A 16,460-nucleotide genomic window follows, 5' to 3' on the forward strand; every position below is an offset into this window, starting at 1 on the left:
GCAAATCTGTGGATAGCTCGGACCGTTGTGGATAACCTGCGGGAATGGTGAGGATCGCATGGCTGACGTACTACCCGGTCAAAGGCTGCGCAGGCACCGACGTGCAGGCCGCGGAAGTCACCCAGGCCGGATTGGCGAACGACCGCGTCTTCCAGGCCGTGGCCCCGGACGGAGACTTCCGCAGCCAGCGCCGCTACCCGATCCTGGCCTCGGTGCGGCCACACATCGAAAAGGACCGCCTCACACTCTCCGCCCCCAACCAAGAAGACCTAGAACTCGAGATCCGCCGCGAAGGCGACCGCCACCCGGGCTCGACGTTCTCCTGGCAGGGCGACGGCATCCACCAAGGCCCGGAGGCGGCCGCGTGGTTCTCAGACCTGCTGAAGATCGACTCGGTCCTGATCGGCGTAGCCCCGGACCACGAGCGCATCACAAGCGGCGAAACCCCAGGCACGGCCGCGTTCGCCGACGGACACGCCCTGCTCATCGCTTCCGAGTCCTCTTTGGACGGACTGAACGAGCGGATCGCGAGCAGGGGCGGCGAGCCCGTCCCGATGAACCGCTTCCGCCCCAACGTGGTCATCTCCGGCTGGGCCGAACCCCACCGCGAGGACGAAGTCCGCGAAATGGCCGCGGGCACCGCGCGGTTCGGCTACGCCAAGCCGTGCGTCCGCTGCACCGTCCCGATGGTCGACCAGGAAACCGGCGACAAGGCCGGCCCCGAGCCGATCCGCACCCTCGCCACCTACCGGCGTCACCCGGACGGCGGTGTCACCTTCGGCATGAAGGCCGCCGTCCTCGAAACAGGTCAGGTCGCCGTCGGCGACGCGGTGATCGTGCACTCCTGGGCGGGCCCGAGCCCGAGCACGGCCGCCGCCGAGCCGCCGTTGACCGCGACCGCGAGCCGTCCCGCCGAGTCCGTGTAGAGCACGCTCGCGCCGGCCGGGACGTCCGCGAACGTCCGCCCGATCACCGTGCTCACCGCCACGCGCTCGCTGTGCACCGTCACCGCGCCCGACAGCCCCGACAGGCCCAGGTCCGCCGGGGTCGCAGCGAGCTGGACGTTGCCGAAGTGGTCGACCGTCAGCACCTCCGACACCAACTTCCCGGGGAACGCCGCCACGAACGGCTCCGGCAGCTCCACGAGGTCGTCCACCGGCGGGCCGAAGTCCGACGGCGCGACCCCGAGCGCCAGGTGCGCCGCCGCCGGCGCGAAGACGTCCCGGCCGTGGAACGTCGCCGACGTCACCGGCAGCCGCAGCGACGGCTCGGCCAGCTCGTACGCCGCCCGGACCCCGCCCAGCGCCTGCGCCGCCGGCAGCAGGAGGCCGTTGTCCGGCCCGACCAGCAGCCCGCTCTCAGCCACGACGACCACGCCGAGCCGGGCCGTGCCGACCCCCGGGTCGACGACGGCGACGTGCACCGCCTCCGGCAGGAACGGCACCGTCTGGGCCAGCGCCATCGCCCCGTGCCGGATCTCCTGGGGCGGCACCTCGTGCGTCACGTCGATCACCCGCACGGCGGGCGCGAGCCGCGCGATCACGCCGTGGCAGGCCGCCACGAAGCCGTCGCGCAGGCCGTAGTCGGTGGTCACCGAGATCCAGTCGTACGCCATGCCAGCATCATCCATGGTGGCGGAGGGTGCCCGTTAGGGTTCAGCGCGTGACACCCCTCCCCACCCTCGCCACCGGCAAGGTCCGCGACCTCTACGCCGTGGGCGACGACCACCTCCTGGTCGTCGCCTCCGACCGCATTTCCGCCTTCGAGCACGTGTTCCCCACCCCCGTCCCGGACAAGGGCCGGGTGCTCACCGCGATGAGCGTCTTCTGGTTCCGCGAGCTCGCCGACGTCCTCCCGAACCACCTGGTCGCCTGGGACGGCCCGGCGATCCCGGAGGCGTTCCGCGGCCGCGCGCTGCTCGTCGAGCGGCTCGACATGCTGCCGGTGGAGGCCGTCGTCCGCGGCCACCTCACCGGCCGCGGGTACGCCGACTACCGCCGGTGCGGCGCCGTGTGCGGCGTCGAGCTGCCGGCAGGGCTGGCCGAGTCGGCCCGGCTGCCCGAGCCGATCTTCACGCCGTCCACCAAGGCCCGGCCGGGGGAACCGGACGAGAACATCGACTTCGACACCTTCGCGGCGGTGCTCGGCCGCAAGCTCGCCGAGGAGGTCAGGGAGGCGTCGCTGGAAGCTCTACCGCCGCGGCGCCGCGCGGGCCGCGGAGCAGGGGCTCCTGCTGGCGGACACGAAGTTCGAGTTCGGCATCGGGCGCAACGGGCTGGTGCTCGCGGACGAGCTGTTGACGCCGGATTCGGCGCGCTACTGGCTCGCCGACGGTCACCGGACGGGCCGCCCGCGGCCGTCGTTCGACAAGCAGCACGTGCGCGACTGGCTCGTCGGGCCGACGTCGGGCTGGGACTGCGTGTCCGCGCTGCCGCCGTTGCCGCCGGAGGTGGTGCAGGCCACGCGCGAGCGGTACCTCGCGGCGTACCACCGCATCACCGGGCTTTCGCTGGCAGACTGGCCGTGTGATCCTGCTGATCTGCGGCAGCCTGCGGGCGGGCTCGGCCAACGCGGCGGTGCTGGGGACCGCCGCCACCCTCACCGAGACCACGACGTACCCCGGTCTCGCCGAACTGCCGCACTTCAACCCCGATGACGACCGCGACCCGCTGCACCCGGCCGTCGCCGAGCTGCGGGCGGCGGTCAAGGAGGCGGACGCGGTCCTGATCTGCACGCCGGAGTACGCGGGCGGGCTGCCGGGGTCGTTCAAGAACCTGCTGGACTGGACCGTCGGCGGCGGCGAGATCTACGGCAAGCCGGTGGCGTGGATCAACGCGTCGTCGGTCGCGGCGCCGACGGGTGGCCGCGACGCGCACGACTCGCTGCGCAAGGTCCTGACGTACGCGGGCGCGAAGATCGTCGAGGAGGCGTGCGCGCGGATCCCGGTGTCGCGCGCGGTAGTCGCCGACGGTCGGGTGACCGATCCTGACCTGCGCGGCCGGATCGCCGTCGCGGTGAAGCGGTTGCGCGAGGGCGTCTGACCCTTCCGGCAACGGACGCCCGCCCGTTCCGCGCGGTTCACGGCGACGTCAGACGGGTGCGTCCCAATGGGGAGCGTGGACGCTCGCTTGCTGGTTTCGCTGTCGGGAATCACCCCGCGCACGCTGCACCGGTGCGCCGATCTGGCGGCCGAGCTCGACCGCCGCAAGGTCCCGCTGTCGGTGCTGCACGCCGCCCGCACCGGCGAAGGCCCGGTGACGGAGTGGGTGCGCACCCGCGCCCGAGGCGGCGATTCGGTGCTGCTGCACGGCTACGACCACACGGTCACGCCGACGCACCGCACCGTGTACCTGGGCAAAAAAGCCGAGTTCGCGACGTTGCCCGCGCACGAGGCCCGGCTGCGGCTGATCGCGGCGAAGGGGTTGCTGGACGCGGCGGGCATCGAGGTCGACGGCTTCGCACCGCCGCGCTGGATCGCGTCCCAGGGCACGCTGCAGGCCCTGGCCGAGCACGGGTTCCGGTTGTGCGCGGACCTCGGCGCGGTGCGCGACCTCGTCACGGGTGAGGTGCGGCGCGCGCGGGTCCAGGAGTTCACCAGCCAGTCGCACCGCACGGAGACGGTGCGCTGCTTCGCGTTGGTGCTGGCGGCGGCGAGGGCGGCCCGCCGGGGCGGGCTGGTCCGGCTCGGCGTCGACGCCGCCGACCTCACCCGCCCCGGCCTCCGCCAAGCCCTGCTCGACGCGGTGGACGTGGCCCTGGAGAACCGCGCGTTCGGCGCGACCTACGGTTCGCTCCGCGCGGTCGCGGCCTAGACCTTCGCCGGTTCGGCCCGGTCGAGCACCTTGACCTCGGTGCCTTCGGGAGCGAGGTTCCCGAAGAGGCCGTAGTGCAGGGCGGGGTTGGCGAGCACGGCTTCGTGGATGGGCACGGCCACCCGAGGCGCGACGGCCCGCAGGTAGTCGACGGCCTCCCCGGCCTTGAGCCAAGGGGCGCCGGTGGGCAGCCCGAGGACGTCGACCTTCGTGTCGGGCACGAAGAACGAGTCACCAGGGTGGTAGAAGGCACCGTCGTCGACGAGGTAACCGATGTTGGGGATGACGGGGATGTCGGAGTGGATGACGGCGTGCTGCCCGCCGACGGCCCGGAGCGAGGTGTCTCCGACGGCGAAGGAATCGCCGACGTTGGCGACGTCGAACTCCAGCCCCAGCTTCTCGACCTCGGGAGCCGACCCGGGGTCGACGATGAGCTTGGCACCGGGATTGGCCTCGAGGATCTTCGGCAGCCGTTCGACATCGAGGTGGTCGAAGTGCTGGTGCGTGATGAGCACGGCGGCCAGCTCCCGCTCGCCCTCGAACCCGGTGGAGAACGCGCCGGGGTCGATCAGGATCCGCTCGGAGCCGGTCTCCAGCAGCAGGCAGGCGTGTCCGAAATGGACGATACGCATCGATGTTCTCCTTTACGCGTGGACGTTTCCAGCCTAGGCGTCTTGTCGGCCGCCTGCCAACACGCTGGGTCACCGCGGTCGGTGCCGCCTCCGGCGCCCGGGCCCGGTCCGCCGCTCGAAGTGACGCTCCGTTCTCGATTTCGGGAAATGTCAGGAATTTGTCCACTCGGATGGAGCAATTTCGCCACGCTGTCGAGTAATGGCTTATTCTGAAGCGTCTGGCACCCGGCCGCGGCGAGGGGGTGGACGCCTGATGCTCAAGAGCTTCCTCGGCTGGCTCCGGGACTACGTCATCTACACCGGAATTGTGGGACTGGCGGAAGGTGTGCTGGGCATTCTCGCGTTCGGCGGGCTGCTCAGCGCATTGCTCGGCAATTCCGCGATAAAAGCGGGTGCGATCGTGGCCGTGCTGCTCGGCGTCATCGGGTTGTACATCCTGCTGATCGCGAACCGGGTGGAATGGCGGTCACGAACGGAACTCGATCGGCGGCTGCTGCAGCACTACTGCAGTGTGCTCAAGGAGCGGCACGGCCACTCGTGGCGGATCGTCAGCTGGCTTGAGTCCGCCGTCGTGCGGCCCAACGGCGACGCCACCGAAGTGATCACGGTGACCGCGATCGTCGAATGCGACGTGCTCGATTTCTTCGCCATTCGCACGGGCGCCGGCTGGCACCAGTCCGAACGGGTTCGCCGCAAGGTGAAGGTCAACGTCAAGTCGCTCGAGGTGGACGGAATCGGGGGCACTCGCCGTGACGTGACGTCGACCTGGCTGGACGACGGCAGGCTGGAAGTTCTCGCCCATTTCGGCAGTCCGGCGAGCCGTGGCGACGAGATCGTGATGGTGATCGAGAAAGAATGGCCCGGCAAATGCGCACCGCTGATGCGGGAGCGGCGGCCGGACGAATTCGCGCTCAAGTTCGCCTGTGCGATCGGCTACCTGGAATACGCGATCCACTTGCCCGAGGGCGCCGAGGTGGCCTGTGATCCGGTCGGGCTGGTGAAGGGGCAGCACGACTTTTCGCTGGCGGTGAAACGCAACGGGGCCGGGCCGACCGAGGTGTGCCTGGTGGCGAGGGGCATCCCGCCACGTCTGCGCGTCGGGATGCGCCTCGACCTCAAGAAGGTGAGGTAACCCGCCGCTCGACGGGGTTGTTCGCTGCTTCTGCAGGCGGAACTACGTGTCTCCGCCTTCGCCACCTTGGTGAATCATTCTCATCCTCGACTCGACAGCACGGAAGCTTCAACCGCATGACTCGGCTGAAGACACGCGACTCTAGCGCGTCGACGACAACGCCGCTAATCCGAACTTGGCATACTCGGCCCCCTGAAGGGTGATTCCTGGAGGAGTCGACAAATGTTGCTCAAATCTTCCCGGTGAGCAACGCGTCACCCAGCTCGGTCCGCCGGTAAAGCACCCGATGCCCCCGTCGTTCCGAGGCCAGCAGCCCAGCCCCGCGCAACGCCGTCAGGTGCGCCGAAACCGTCGCGGGAGCCAACCCATGGCGACGCGCCAACTCCGTAGTCGCCGCCGGGCGGTCGAGCGTGGCCAGCAACAACGCCCGCGTCCGCCCAAGCACCTCCGCCAACGCTTCCGGAGGCGCCGACGAAGACGTCCACAGCGCGGCCACGCCCCGAGCCGGGTACAGCAGCGACACCTGCCACGGCGGCACCGTCACCACTCCGACGTTCGGCCACGCGAACACCGCCGGGATCAGCAGCAGCCCGCGCGCGTCGATCTCCAGCCGCTCGCGGGCGCGGACGTCCACCAGGACCGATGTTCCCGAAAGGCGGACGCGCGGGTGCAGCTCCGACAACATCGCCGCGAGCCCGCCGGAGCCCAGCCGCCTCGTCCGATGCGCGATGTCCGCCGCCAGCAGTTCGCGCAGCCGGGGCCACTGTGGTGCCAGCACCGCGTTCCACACCGTCTCCAGCTGGTCCGCGAGCACGTCGCGCGCGGTCGCCGGGTCGGACGGCAGCTGCGACAAGTCAGCGTCGACCATCGACAGTTCCAGCGCCACCTGCGACGGCGGCGTCGCCCGGACCGCTCGCAGTTGCGCCGAAGCCGTTGTCTCCGGGCCCTCGGGCGGCGGGCTCAGGAACTCGGTGATGTAGTGCCGCGCGCTCAGCACCGCCGTCAGCTCGGGCACGTCCGGAACTCCGGACAGCCACGGCAGCCGCGCCGGGGGTGTGCGGACGCCGAGCAGTGTCTGGACCGCGCCCAGCACCTCCTCCAGCGGCGAGATCGCGAACCGGACGCGCTGGCTCCCGGCCGCCGTCAGGACGAGCTCGATCATCGCGGATTCGCTCTCACCCGAATCAGTGTGCCGCAGAACCGCGCCAGGAGAGCGTGTGAACATGTCCTTGTTCACCCATCGCGCCTACTGGCGCTGGTCGGCCGGCGTCCAGTTCGCGCGGCTCCCCGCGACCATGGCCCCGCTCGCGTTCACCCTGCTGACCACGGCCACGACCGGCTCCTACCGGCTCGGCGGCGTGCTGATGTCGGTCTACGTCGTCGCCGAGATGGCCGGTGCCGTGCCGGTCGGGCGGCTCCTCGACCGCGTCGGCCCGGCCCGCGGCCTGCCCGTGCTGCTGCTCCTGACCGGCGCCGGGTTCGCCGTCCTGGCGCTGGCCGCCGACGCGCCCGCACCCGTCCTGGTCGCGCTCGTCCTGCTGCCCGGCGCGGCCGCGGGCGCGTTGTCCGGCGGCTTCCGGACGCTGCTCGCCGACACCGTCGACGACGACCTGCTGCCGCGCGCCATCTCCGTCGACGCGATGCTCCTCGAAGGCGTGCTCATCGGCGGCCCGGCGCTGGTCGCGCTGCTCGACCTCGCGGGCACGTTCGTCCCGCTCGCCGCCATGGCGCTCGCCTGCGTCGCCGCCGCGGTGCTCGTTCCGCGCCGCGCGGGTGCGCACGATCGGGTGGAATCCGGCGACGACGTCCTGCCCGCGCGGCTCGTCACCTACCTGCCGTGGCTGGGCTGCGCCTTCACGGTCGGGCTGCTGCTGTCGACGATCGAGGTGGCGCCGCTGCCGCTGGTGCAGCGCCTCGGCGCGCCCGAGACCGCCGCGCCGATCGTCATCGCCGTGCTGAGCGGGGCGAGCATCGCGGGCAGCGCGCTCTACGCGTGGCGCGGGAAGACCGGCGACGCGCGGTGGTTCCTCGGCGGGTTCGTCGTGGGCGGGCTCGCGCTCGCCGCCGACCTCGGCTGGGCCGGGCTGCTCGCGTCGGTGGCCGTGATCGGCGCTTGCACGGGTCCGCTGGTGGCGACGACCTCGGTCAACCTGCAGCGCCTGCTGCCGAAGAACCGCAGGTCAGCGGGGTTCTCGCTGAGCTTCACGGTCCAGGCGTGCGGCTTCGGGCTGGGCTCGCTGGCCGTCGGCGTGCTGCCGCTGTGGCTCGCCCCGCTGTTCGGTGTCTTTGCCGCGGCGATCGCCGGTGGAATGCTGGTGGCGAAGCCCGCACGAGCTATTGGCACGATGTCAGTAACGTCGTAACCTGGGCTGACCCGCGACCTCCAGGGAGACGCCGATGACTGCCGTCCAGCCGAAGCCGACGTCCCTCGGCGAGACCTTCGACTCGCTGAGCCCGGCGACCGACGAGGTGGTCGGAACCTACCCGATCCACACGGCCGAGGACGTCAAAGCGGCGGTGGCGCGGGCCCGTGTCGCGGCGCGCTGGTGGGAGGACCTCGGCTTCGCCGGACGCGCGGAGCGGCTTCGCGCCTGGAAGGGCGTGCTGACGCGGCGGCTGCCGCAGCTGTGCCAGGTCGTCCGCGACGAGACCGGCAAGCCGATCGCCGACGCGCAGCTCGAGAGCGTCCTGGCCATCGAACACATCGCGTGGGCGGGCAAGCACGCGAAGAAGATCCTCGGCAAGCAGAAGCGCTCGGCGGGCCTGCTCATGTCGAACCAGGCCGCGACGGTGGAGTACCAGCCGCTGGGCGTGGTCGGCGTGATCGGCCCGTGGAACTACCCGGTGTTCACCCCGCTCGGCTCGATCGCGTACGCGCTCGCCGCGGGCAACGCCGTCGTGTTCAAGCCCAGCGAGTACACGCCGGGTGTCGGGAAGTGGCTGGTCGACGCCTTCGCGGAGATCGTCCCGGAGCAGCCGGTGCTGCAGCTGATCACCGGCTTCGGCGAGACGGGCGCGGCGCTGGTCGGCGCGGGTGTCGACAAGATCGCGTTCACCGGCTCGACGGCGACGGGCAAGCGCATCATGGCCGCGGCCGCCGAGACGCTCACCCCGGTGGTCATCGAGGCGGGCGGCAAGGACCCGGTGCTGGTCGACGCGGACGCCGACCTCGACGCCGCCGCCGACGCGACCGTGTGGGGCGCGTTCTCCAACTCCGGCCAGACCTGCATCGGCGTCGAGCGGGTGTACGTCCACGAGAAGGTGCACGACGAGTTCGTCGCGAAGGTCGTCGAGAAGACGAAGGACGTGCGCGCGGGCTCGGACGAGGCCGCCCAGTACGGCCCGGTGACGATGCCGTCGCAGCTTTCGGTGATCAAGCGGCACATCCAGGACGCGCTGGCCCGCGGCGGCAAGGCCGTCGTCGGCGGCGAGGAGTCGGTCGGCGACCGCTACGCGCAGCCGACGGTCCTGGTCGACGTCCCGGAGGACTCCGAAGCGGTCACCGAGGAGACGTTCGGCCCGACGGTGACGATCGCGAAGGTCCGCGACATGGACGAAGCGGTCGAGAAGGCGAACAACACGAAGTACGGCCTGGGCTCGACGGTGTTCTCGAAGTCCCGCGGCGTCGAGCTGGCGGAGAAGCTGCGCACGGGCATGACGGCGATCAACGCGCCGCTGTCGTTCGCGGGCATCGCGTCGCTGCCGTTCGGCGGCGTCGGCGACTCCGGCTTCGGCCGCATCCACGGCCCGGAGGGGCTGCGCGAGTTCGCCCGCACGAAGGCGATCGCCCGCCAGCGCTTCACGGCGCCGCTGACGCTGACGTCGTTCAGTCGCAAGCCGTCGACGGACGCGCTGGTCACCAAGCTGGTGACCATCCTCCACGGCAAGCGTTGAGCCGCACCGGGGTTGTGGACAACTGAGGTCCGCAACCCCCGGAACTGTCGGTGCCCCTCGGTAAACTGGAAACCGGGGGGCGCGGCCCGCCCTCAGCTCCCGCGAATCAGATCCGCGGCCTTCTCCGCGACCATGATCGTCGGCGCGTTGGTGTTCCCCCGCGGCACCACAGGCATCACCGAAGCATCCACCACCCGCAAGCCCTCGACGCCGTTCACCCGCAGCTGCGGATCGACCACGGTCCCGATCGCACACGTCCCGACCGGGTGGTAGAGCGTCTGCGAGTTCTCCCGGACGTGCTCGGCCAGCTCGGCATCGCTCAAATCGTGCCGCTCGGGCAGGAAAGGCTTGTCGAGGAACCGCTTGACCGGCCCGGTCCGCCCGATCTCGACGAGCGCCCGCAGCCCGGCGATCATGACGTCCATGTCCTTCGAATCCGCGTAGTAAGCCGGGTCGATTTCCGGCTTCCACAACGGATTCGCCGACTTCAGCCGCAACCGCCCCCGGCTCGCGACGTCCACGACCGTGGCCGCGGCGGTGAACCCGGCCACGGTCGGCTCGCGCAGGCCGTTCTCGTAGAACAGCGACGGCACGACGTGGATCTGCATGTCGGGCCCGGCCAGACCGTCCACTGTGGAGAAGAACGCGCCCGCCTCGCCGATGTTCGACGTCAGCGGCCCGCGGCGGGTCAGCTGGTAGCGCACCAGGCCGAGCGGCGTGGCGGCGTCGACGAGGTCGGTGGTGCCGCGCGTGGTCCAGATGATCCCGCAGGCCGGGTGGTCGTGCAGGTTTTCGCCGACCTCCGGCAGCGCGGCGACGACGTCGATGCCGTGCTCGCGCAGGTGCTCGGCCGGGCCGACGCCGGAGACCATCAGCAGCTGCGGCGAGTTGATCGCGCCGCCGCTCAAGATCACCTCGGCCGACGCGCGGGCGGTGTTCTCCACGCCGTTGTCCAAATAGGACACACCGACCGCGCGGGTGCCCTCGAAGACGATCCTGGTCGCGGGCGCGCCGGTCTTCACCGTGAGGTTCGGGCGTTCCATGGCGGGCCGCAGGTAGGCGTCCGCCGTCGACCAGCGGCGGCCCCTCTTGCAGGTCACCTGGTAGACGCCGGCGCCTTCCTGGCTCTCGCCGTTGAAGTCGTCGGTGCGCTTGAGGCCCCAGTCGACGGCCGAGTCGACCCAGGCGTGCGACAGCTCGTGGGTGAACCGGCGGTCCTCGACGTGCAGCGGGCCGTCGGTGCCGTGCAGCGGCCCGTCGAGCCGCTGGTTGCCTTCGGCGCGCTTGAAGTACGGCAGGACGTCGTCCCAGCCCCAGCCTTCGGCGCCGTGCTGATCGCGCCAACCGTCGTAGTCGGCGCGGTTGCCGCGGATGTAGATCATCGCGTTGATCGACGAGCAGCCGCCGAGCATCTTGCCGCGCGGCCAGTAGAACGTCTTGCCGGTGTGCTTCTGCTCGACGGTCTCGTAGTTCCAGTCCCACTTGGTCTTGAACAGCGACGGGAAGGCGGCGGGGATGTGGATTTCGTCCGCGGTGTCCTCGCCGCCCGCTTCGAGGAGCAGGACGCTGGCGGCCGGGTCTTCGGTGAGCCGGTTCGCGAGCACGCACCCGGCGCTCCCGGCGCCGACGATCACGTAGTCGTAGGAGTCCACGGTGCCTCCACAGCTGTTGGCGCGATGTCAACGACTCATCATGGCGCAGCGCGGCGCCGTCGGCCAGTCTAGGTTTCCCGGCGGCCCCCGCAGGGTGCCGAACTGGGTGAACTATGCTCGGAGGGTACCCACGACCTGCGTGAATAAGGAGCAGCCAGCCGTGGCCCGAGTCGTCGTCGACGTCATGCCGAAGCCCGAAATCCTCGACCCGCAGGGGCAGGCCGCGCTCGGCGCCGCCGGTCGCCTCGGCTTCACCGGGATCAAGGAGATCCGCCAGGGCAAGCACTTCGAGATCGAGGTCGACGACACGGTCGACGACGCGACGCTCGAGAAGATCGCCGAGGGCTTCCTCGCGAACCCGGTCATCGAGCAGTGGACGATCAAGCGGGTGGACGCGTGAGCGCGCGCATCGGCGTCATCACGTTCCCGGGCACGCTCGACGACGGCGACGCGGCCCGCGCGGTCCGCTACGCCGGCGGCGAGGCGGTGCCGCTGTGGCACGCGGACGAGAACCTCCACGACGTCGACGCGGTGGTCGTCCCGGGCGGCTTCTCGTACGGCGACTACCTGCGCGCGGGCGTGATCGCCCGGTTCGCCCCGGTGATGACGCCGGTGATCGAGGCGGCGCGCGGCGGCATGCCGGTGCTCGGCATCTGCAACGGCTTCCAGATCCTGTGCGAGGCGGGCCTGCTCCCGGGCGCGATGATCCGCAACCAGGGCCTGCACTTCATCTGCCGCGACCAGTGGCTGCGGGTGGAGAACACGTCCACCGCGTGGACCACGCGCTACGACGAAGGCGCCGAGATCCTCATCCCGATGAAGAACATCGACGGCTGCTACATGGCCGAGCAGTCCACATTGGACATGCTGGAGGGTGAGGGCCGCGTGGTGTTCCGGTACGTCGGCGGCAACCCGAACGGGTCGCGCAACGACATCGCGGGCATCCGCAGCGAGAACGGCCGGGTCGTCGGGCTCATGCCGCACCCGGAGCACGCGATCGACGCGCTGACCGGGCCGTCGGATGACGGGCTGGGCATGTTCTACAGCGCGGTCGACGCGCTGGTGAAGGCCTGAGTTCCCGCGGCGGCCGGGGAGATTCCGGCCGCCGCGGTCAGCGGTCTCGCGGTTCCGCCAGCAGCACGACGCGGTTCGCGGCGGGATCGAACCCGAGCACCGGGTATCCGCGATCGCCTTCGGCGGTCATGACGACGGGCTTGGCCAGCCGGAAGATCGCGAGGACTCCGGGAACCGGCCAAACCCTCAGTTCGGTCGGGTGCGCGTCGGCCGGACGCGGCAACACTTCCGCGGCGGAGGGGGCTGCCCGCGGTCTGCCAGTCCTCGATCGAGGCGTTGGCCACGGTCACGTCCGGCATTCGGCCATGCTGCCCGCCGTTGTGCTCCGAACGCAGCCGATTTCAGCCCTTGCTCTGGTCGTTCGAGAGCCACTTCTCCGGCCGTACCCGCACGAGGATCGACTTCTCACCGAGCGCCGAGTCGACGTAAGCCGTCGCCTGGTCGGCGGGCCAGTACCGCCCCGCGATCCGCAGCGCCTGCTCGCGCGTCGGCGGCTCGTCGTTCGCCACCACCGGGCCCTCGACCGTCACGTACTTGTACGGCGGGTTCTCGTCCTGGGCCACCAGGCTCAGCCGCCCCGCCGCGCGGATCGCGCGGTCCTTGGCCGTGTCGCGCTCCATCCAGATCAGCACCTCGCCGCCCGGCGTGTAGTCGTACCAAACCGGGACCGCCAGCGGCGCCCGGCCGGCGCGCTCCACCGCCAGCACCCCCACGTGGACCCCGCTCAGGAACTCTTCGCGCTCCGATGCGGTCATCACGAACGACGACATGTCACTCCCCAGGTAGACGATCGGCTACCTGGGGAGCAACAGCCGGGGCACTCCGGACATTCCGGACTACGAAGCCGCCGCCACGAGGCGTGCGTACGAGCCGCCCGCGGACAGCAGCTCCTCGTGCGCGCCCAGCTCCGTGATGCGGCCGCCCTCGACCACCGCCACCCGGTCCGCCGCCGCTGCCGTGTGCAGGCGGTGGGCGATCGCGATCACCGTCCGGCCCGCCAGCACGCTGTTCAACGACCTCTCCAAGTCGCGCGCCGAGCCCGTGTCCAGCAGCGACGTCGCCTCGTCCAGCACCAGCGTGTGCGGGTCCGCCAGCACCACGCGGGCCAGCGCCAGCTGCTGCGCGATCGCCGCCGGCACCGGGTGCTCGCCCGAGCCCAGCTTCGTGTCGAGCCCGGAAGGCAGCGTCGCCACCCACTCCGACGCGCCCGCCGAGTCCAGGGCCGCCAGCAGCTCCTCGTCGGTCCAGTCGCCGCCTGCGCGGCGCGCCGGGAGCGCGAGGTTCTGCCGCAGCGTCCCCGAGAACACGTGGTGCTCCTGGGTCAGCAGCAGGACCTCGCCGCGCAGGACGTCGTCCGCCAGTGACGACACGTCCTGGCCGCCGATCCGGACCGAGCCCGACGACGGCGCCGCGATGCCCGCCAGCAGCCGCCCGAGCGTCGACTTGCCCGCCCCCGACGGCCCGACGATCGCCAGCCGCTCGCCGCGCGGCACCCGCAGGTCGATTCCGTGCAGCACCTCGCGGTCGGCCGTGTACGCGAACCGGACGTCGCGGACGTCGATGTCGCGCCCGCGCGGCACCTCCGTCACCTTCGGCGACTCCTCGGCCGCCACCGAGCGGACGCCCAGGATCCGGCGCGCCGCGGCCGCCGCGACCTGCAGGTCCTCCAGCCAGAACAGCGCCTCGTTCAGTGGCGTCGACATCGCCTGGACGTACAGCAGCATCGTGGTGATCTCGCCCAGCCCGGCCCACCCGTTCAGGTAGGCGACCAGCCCGAGCGGCAGCATCACCGCCAGCGGCAGCACGTAGCTGATCTCCAGCGACGGCAGCCACCGCAGCTGCAGCGCCCGCATCCGGCGCTCGCCGAGGATGCTCTGGTCCAGCGCGTCGTACGCCGCGCCGACCCGCCGGTCGGTCAGCCCGAGCGCCTCAACCGTGCGCGCGCCCTCCGCCGTCTCGTGGACGCTCGTCGTCAGGTCCGCCCAGCGGTCGAGCATCCACTGCATCATCGACGGGATCCGCCGCTGGTACCAGACGTTCACGCTGACCAGCAGCGGCACCGCGACCAGCAGGCCCAGCGACAGCAGCGGCGACGTCAGCACCATCGCGACGACCGTGAACACCACAGTCACCGCCGCGATCAGGATCTCCGGCGCCGCGAACCGCGCCGCGTGGTCGATCCGGCCGAGGTCGGTGGTGGCGCGGCTGAGCAGGTCACCCGTGCCCGCCGCCTCGACCGTGCCGAGCGGCAGCTGCAACGCCGTCCCGACGAACTCCTCGCGCGTCTCGGCCAGCACCAGCTCGCCGAACACCGCGCCGCGCATCCGCGCGACCTTCCGCGCCACCGCCTGCAGCACCAGGATCCCGACGAACGCCGCCGCCAGCACATCGACGTGGCCCGTCGTCGTGCCGCCCGCGACGTCGTCGACCAGCGCGCCGAGCAGCTGCGGCCCGGCCAGCCCGATCAGCGTCGCCACGCACAGCGCGCCGAGCAGCAGCCCGAACTCGCGTTTGTGGATCGCCGCCGTCTTCAGCGCCCAGCGCCGGACGTCCCGCTGGGACGCCGTGGGGAGCCGCTTCATACCGTCACTACCTTCGCCGTGAAAACCTCGTCGGCCACATGTGTCCACAAAGGACTCTGGCTGAACACCACCGTCGTCTTGCCGCGGCGCAGGGCCGCGACGCGCTCGGTGATGCGTGCCTCCGTGTGCGCGTCGACCGCCGACGTCGGCTCGTCGAGCACCAGGACGTCGGCGTCGGTCGCCAGCGCGCGGGCCAGGTTCAGCCGCTGCCGCTGGCCGCCGGACACCTCGCGGCCGCGCTCGCCGATCACCTCGTCGACGCCGCCCGGCAGCGCCTCGACGATGTCGTCGGCGTCGGCCGCGTACAGCGCTTCGGTGATGCTCACGCCGCTCGGCCGCGCGGGGGTCAGCTGCTCGCGCAGCACGCCCGAGAACCAGATGTCCTGGTTGTGCGCGTAGACGACCCGCCGCCGCAGCTCCGCGAGCGCGACGTGGTCCGCCCGGACCCCGCCGACCAGCACCTCTTCGCCCTCGGCCGGGTCGGCGAACCGGGCCAGCCGGTCGGCCACCGCCTCGCCGTCGGCGCCGAAGTCGACGACCGTCAGCCGCCCGGCCGCGACGCGGACGCCGGACTCGGTGTCCACCAGCTCCAGCGGCCCCGCGGGCAGCGGCACCGGTGTCGCCGGGTCCGCCAGCTTGGGGCGGATCGCCAGCAGCGCGACCACCTTCCGCGACGCGACCAGGCCGGACGTGATCGAGCCGACCGCCTCCGTCGCCGCGGAGACCGGCCAGATCAGGAACGCCGAGACGCCGTAGAAGGCGACGAGCTGGCCGACGTCGATCGAGCCGGCCACCGCCAGCCGCGCCCCGAGCCAGGTGATCACCACGGTGACCAGACCGGGCAGCGCGATCTCGGCCGCGGCCAGCCACGCCTCGGCCTTGCCGACCTCGATGCCCGCCTGGCGCACCCGTTGGCTCGTCTCGCGGAAGCGGCCGAAGAACCGCCGCTCGCCGCCGATGCCGCGCAGGATCCGCAGGCCGGACACGATGTCCGCGCCGAGCGCGTTGACGTCGCCGCGCTTCTCGCGCTGCTTCGCCTTGCGCTTCTGCAGCGGCGCCAGCAGCGGTCCGATGCCCAGCACCGCGACCGGCACGCCGACGAGGGCGACCATGCCGAGCAGCGGCGACGTCGAGATCAGCCACACGGCCACCACGACGAACGCCAGCAGCGAGCCGAACGCGCGGCCGGTCATCTCGACGGTGTTGCCGATGTGGTTGATGTCGGTGGTGCTGATCGCGACGAGGTTGCCGGTGGTCGTCTGCTCGCGCAGCCCGGCGCCGACGCGCGTGGTGTGCGCCGACACGACCCGCTGCGTCGAGCCCGCGCCGTGCAGCCACAGGCCGTAGTTGAGGAAGTGCAGCCAGGTCCCGGACAGCGTCTGGACCAGCCCCAGCGCGGCGGCGGCGAGCGCCCAGCGCCAGACGGCGGCGCCGTCGTGCGCGCCGATGGCCCCGATGCCCTGGCCGACGACCAGCGGCAGCAGGGCACCGGGCAGCGCCCACACGACACCGATCGCGGCGGCCCCGAGAACCATGCCGAGCCGGGCCCGGAACACGGCGAGCAGGAAGCGGCTCGCGCTCGGCCGCGCGGGCAGCCGCAGCGGCGGAAAGGGATATGTGGCGGAAAGCACGATTCCCGACGGTAAGCCGACGACCAGCGGAAGGCGACCGCTTTTCGGCGG

The 16,460-nt window shown here is 71.5% G+C and carries 16 protein-coding genes and 1 pseudogene; 9 read left to right on the forward strand and 8 right to left on the reverse strand.

The window, feature by feature from the left end; all coding sequences use genetic code 11:
* Nucleotides 1-44 precede the first annotated feature (44 nt).
* Nucleotides 45-926 (forward strand): MOSC domain-containing protein, encoded by an 882-nt coding sequence (locus QP939_RS15345; protein WP_285457446.1) that lies wholly within the window; start codon nucleotides 45-47, stop codon nucleotides 924-926.
* Here the strand turns inward: QP939_RS15345 and QP939_RS15350 are convergent.
* Entirely contained in the window at nucleotides 809-1,615 is an 807-nt protein-coding gene (locus tag QP939_RS15350) for an SAM hydrolase/SAM-dependent halogenase family protein (RefSeq protein ID WP_285457447.1), read from the reverse strand. The genes QP939_RS15345 and QP939_RS15350 overlap by 118 nt on opposite strands.
* 47 nt (nucleotides 1,616-1,662) lie before the next feature.
* Here QP939_RS15350 and QP939_RS15355 point away from each other — a divergent pair.
* The 3 genes and pseudogenes from QP939_RS15355 (at nucleotide 1,663) to QP939_RS15365 (ending at nucleotide 3,812) form a co-directional block, all read left to right on the forward strand.
* Nucleotides 1,663-2,656: pseudogene (locus tag QP939_RS15355) on the forward strand (phosphoribosylaminoimidazolesuccinocarboxamide synthase).
* Nucleotides 2,577-3,041 carry an NADPH-dependent FMN reductase gene (locus QP939_RS15360; protein WP_285459756.1) on the forward strand — a complete coding sequence of 155 codons (465 nt, stop codon included), beginning with the start codon at nucleotides 2,577-2,579 and terminating at the stop codon, nucleotides 3,039-3,041. Before QP939_RS15355 ends, QP939_RS15360 begins: the two are co-directional and overlap by 80 nt.
* A 66-nt stretch (nucleotides 3,042-3,107) precedes the next feature.
* Nucleotides 3,108-3,812, forward strand: a complete 705-nt coding sequence (locus QP939_RS15365) for a DUF2334 domain-containing protein (RefSeq protein WP_285457448.1) — start codon at nucleotides 3,108-3,110, stop codon at nucleotides 3,810-3,812.
* On the opposite strand, the gene QP939_RS15370 is transcribed toward QP939_RS15365, so the two are convergent.
* Entirely contained in the window at nucleotides 3,809-4,444 is a 636-nt protein-coding gene (locus tag QP939_RS15370; RefSeq protein ID WP_285457449.1) for an MBL fold metallo-hydrolase, read from the reverse strand. The genes QP939_RS15365 and QP939_RS15370 overlap by 4 nt on opposite strands.
* A gap of 253 nt (nucleotides 4,445-4,697) precedes the next feature.
* Here QP939_RS15370 and QP939_RS15375 point away from each other — a divergent pair, with 253 nt between their 5' ends.
* The gene (locus QP939_RS15375) at nucleotides 4,698-5,576 is read left to right on the forward strand and encodes a hypothetical protein (RefSeq protein WP_285457450.1); all 879 of its coding nucleotides are present in this window, start codon (nucleotides 4,698-4,700) and stop codon (nucleotides 5,574-5,576) included.
* Between the two features lie 229 nt (nucleotides 5,577-5,805).
* On the opposite strand, the gene QP939_RS15380 is transcribed toward QP939_RS15375, so the two are convergent.
* Nucleotides 5,806-6,738, reverse strand: coding sequence for an ArsR/SmtB family transcription factor (locus QP939_RS15380; RefSeq protein ID WP_285457451.1), 933 nt, complete (start codon nucleotides 6,736-6,738; stop codon nucleotides 5,806-5,808).
* Between the two features lie 61 nt (nucleotides 6,739-6,799).
* On the opposite strand from QP939_RS15380, the gene QP939_RS15385 reads away from it, so the two are divergent.
* Together QP939_RS15385 and QP939_RS15390 are read left to right on the forward strand one after the other, a co-directional pair.
* Entirely contained in the window at nucleotides 6,800-7,939 is a 1,140-nt protein-coding gene (locus QP939_RS15385; protein WP_285457452.1) for an MFS transporter, read from the forward strand.
* A 34-nt stretch (nucleotides 7,940-7,973) separates the two neighbouring features.
* The gene (locus QP939_RS15390; RefSeq protein ID WP_285457453.1) at nucleotides 7,974-9,470 is read left to right on the forward strand and encodes an aldehyde dehydrogenase family protein; all 1,497 of its coding nucleotides are present in this window, start codon (nucleotides 7,974-7,976) and stop codon (nucleotides 9,468-9,470) included.
* A 92-nt stretch (nucleotides 9,471-9,562) separates the two neighbouring features.
* Here the strand turns inward: QP939_RS15390 and QP939_RS15395 are convergent, their stop codons facing one another.
* Nucleotides 9,563-11,122, reverse strand: a complete 1,560-nt coding sequence (locus tag QP939_RS15395) for a GMC family oxidoreductase (protein ID WP_285457454.1) — start codon at nucleotides 11,120-11,122, stop codon at nucleotides 9,563-9,565.
* A 160-nt stretch (nucleotides 11,123-11,282) separates the two neighbouring features.
* On the opposite strand from QP939_RS15395, the gene purS reads away from it, so the two are divergent.
* The gene (gene purS / locus QP939_RS15400) at nucleotides 11,283-11,522 is read left to right on the forward strand and encodes a phosphoribosylformylglycinamidine synthase subunit PurS (RefSeq protein ID WP_125308766.1); all 240 of its coding nucleotides are present in this window, start codon (nucleotides 11,283-11,285) and stop codon (nucleotides 11,520-11,522) included.
* Complete coding sequence (gene purQ, locus QP939_RS15405; RefSeq protein WP_285457455.1) at nucleotides 11,519-12,196, forward strand: phosphoribosylformylglycinamidine synthase subunit PurQ; 678 nt, start codon at nucleotides 11,519-11,521, stop codon at nucleotides 12,194-12,196. Before purS ends, purQ begins: the two co-directional genes overlap by 4 nt.
* Nucleotides 12,197-12,233: 37 nt before the next feature.
* Here the strand turns inward: purQ and QP939_RS15410 are convergent, their stop codons facing one another.
* From QP939_RS15410 to QP939_RS15425, 4 genes are all read right to left on the reverse strand, one after another.
* Complete coding sequence (locus QP939_RS15410; protein ID WP_285457456.1) at nucleotides 12,234-12,422, reverse strand: hypothetical protein; 189 nt, start codon at nucleotides 12,420-12,422, stop codon at nucleotides 12,234-12,236.
* Nucleotides 12,423-12,537: 115 nt separating this feature from the next.
* The gene (locus QP939_RS15415) at nucleotides 12,538-12,966 is read right to left on the reverse strand and encodes a pyridoxamine 5'-phosphate oxidase family protein (protein ID WP_285457457.1); all 429 of its coding nucleotides are present in this window, start codon (nucleotides 12,964-12,966) and stop codon (nucleotides 12,538-12,540) included.
* A 66-nt stretch (nucleotides 12,967-13,032) separates the two neighbouring features.
* On the reverse strand, nucleotides 13,033-14,778 hold the full coding sequence (locus QP939_RS15420; RefSeq protein ID WP_285457458.1) for an ABC transporter ATP-binding protein: 1,746 nt from the start codon (nucleotides 14,776-14,778) through the stop codon (nucleotides 13,033-13,035).
* Entirely contained in the window at nucleotides 14,775-16,409 is a 1,635-nt protein-coding gene (locus tag QP939_RS15425) for an ABC transporter ATP-binding protein (RefSeq protein WP_285457459.1), read from the reverse strand. The genes QP939_RS15420 and QP939_RS15425 overlap by 4 nt, the downstream gene beginning before the upstream one ends.
* Between the last annotated feature and the right edge of the window lie 51 nt (nucleotides 16,410-16,460).

It is taken from the genome of Amycolatopsis nalaikhensis, assembly GCF_030264295.1.
In the GTDB taxonomy this organism is placed as follows: Bacteria; Actinomycetota; Actinomycetes; order Mycobacteriales; family Pseudonocardiaceae; genus Amycolatopsis; species Amycolatopsis nalaikhensis.

What these genes read in the sequence shown, in the direction of transcription:
- QP939_RS15345 (WP_285457446.1), top strand. Translation starts at nt 45, where the DNA reads ATGGTGAGGATCGCATGGCTGACGTACTACCCGGTCAAAGGCTGCGCA.
- QP939_RS15350 (WP_285457447.1), bottom strand. Translation starts at nt 1,615, where the DNA reads ATGGCGTACGACTGGATCTCGGTGACCACCGACTACGGCCTGCGCGAC.
- QP939_RS15365 (WP_285457448.1), top strand. Translation starts at nt 3,108, where the DNA reads ATGGGGAGCGTGGACGCTCGCTTGCTGGTTTCGCTGTCGGGAATCACC.
- QP939_RS15370 (WP_285457449.1), bottom strand. Translation starts at nt 4,444, where the DNA reads ATGCGTATCGTCCATTTCGGACACGCCTGCCTGCTGCTGGAGACCGGC.
- QP939_RS15375 (WP_285457450.1), top strand. Translation starts at nt 4,698, where the DNA reads ATGCTCAAGAGCTTCCTCGGCTGGCTCCGGGACTACGTCATCTACACC.
- QP939_RS15380 (WP_285457451.1), bottom strand. Translation starts at nt 6,738, where the DNA reads ATGATCGAGCTCGTCCTGACGGCGGCCGGGAGCCAGCGCGTCCGGTTC.
- QP939_RS15385 (WP_285457452.1), top strand. Translation starts at nt 6,800, where the DNA reads ATGTCCTTGTTCACCCATCGCGCCTACTGGCGCTGGTCGGCCGGCGTC.
- QP939_RS15390 (WP_285457453.1), top strand. Translation starts at nt 7,974, where the DNA reads ATGACTGCCGTCCAGCCGAAGCCGACGTCCCTCGGCGAGACCTTCGAC.
- QP939_RS15415 (WP_285457457.1), bottom strand. Translation starts at nt 12,966, where the DNA reads ATGTCGTCGTTCGTGATGACCGCATCGGAGCGCGAAGAGTTCCTGAGC.
- QP939_RS15420 (WP_285457458.1), bottom strand. Translation starts at nt 14,778, where the DNA reads ATGAAGCGGCTCCCCACGGCGTCCCAGCGGGACGTCCGGCGCTGGGCG.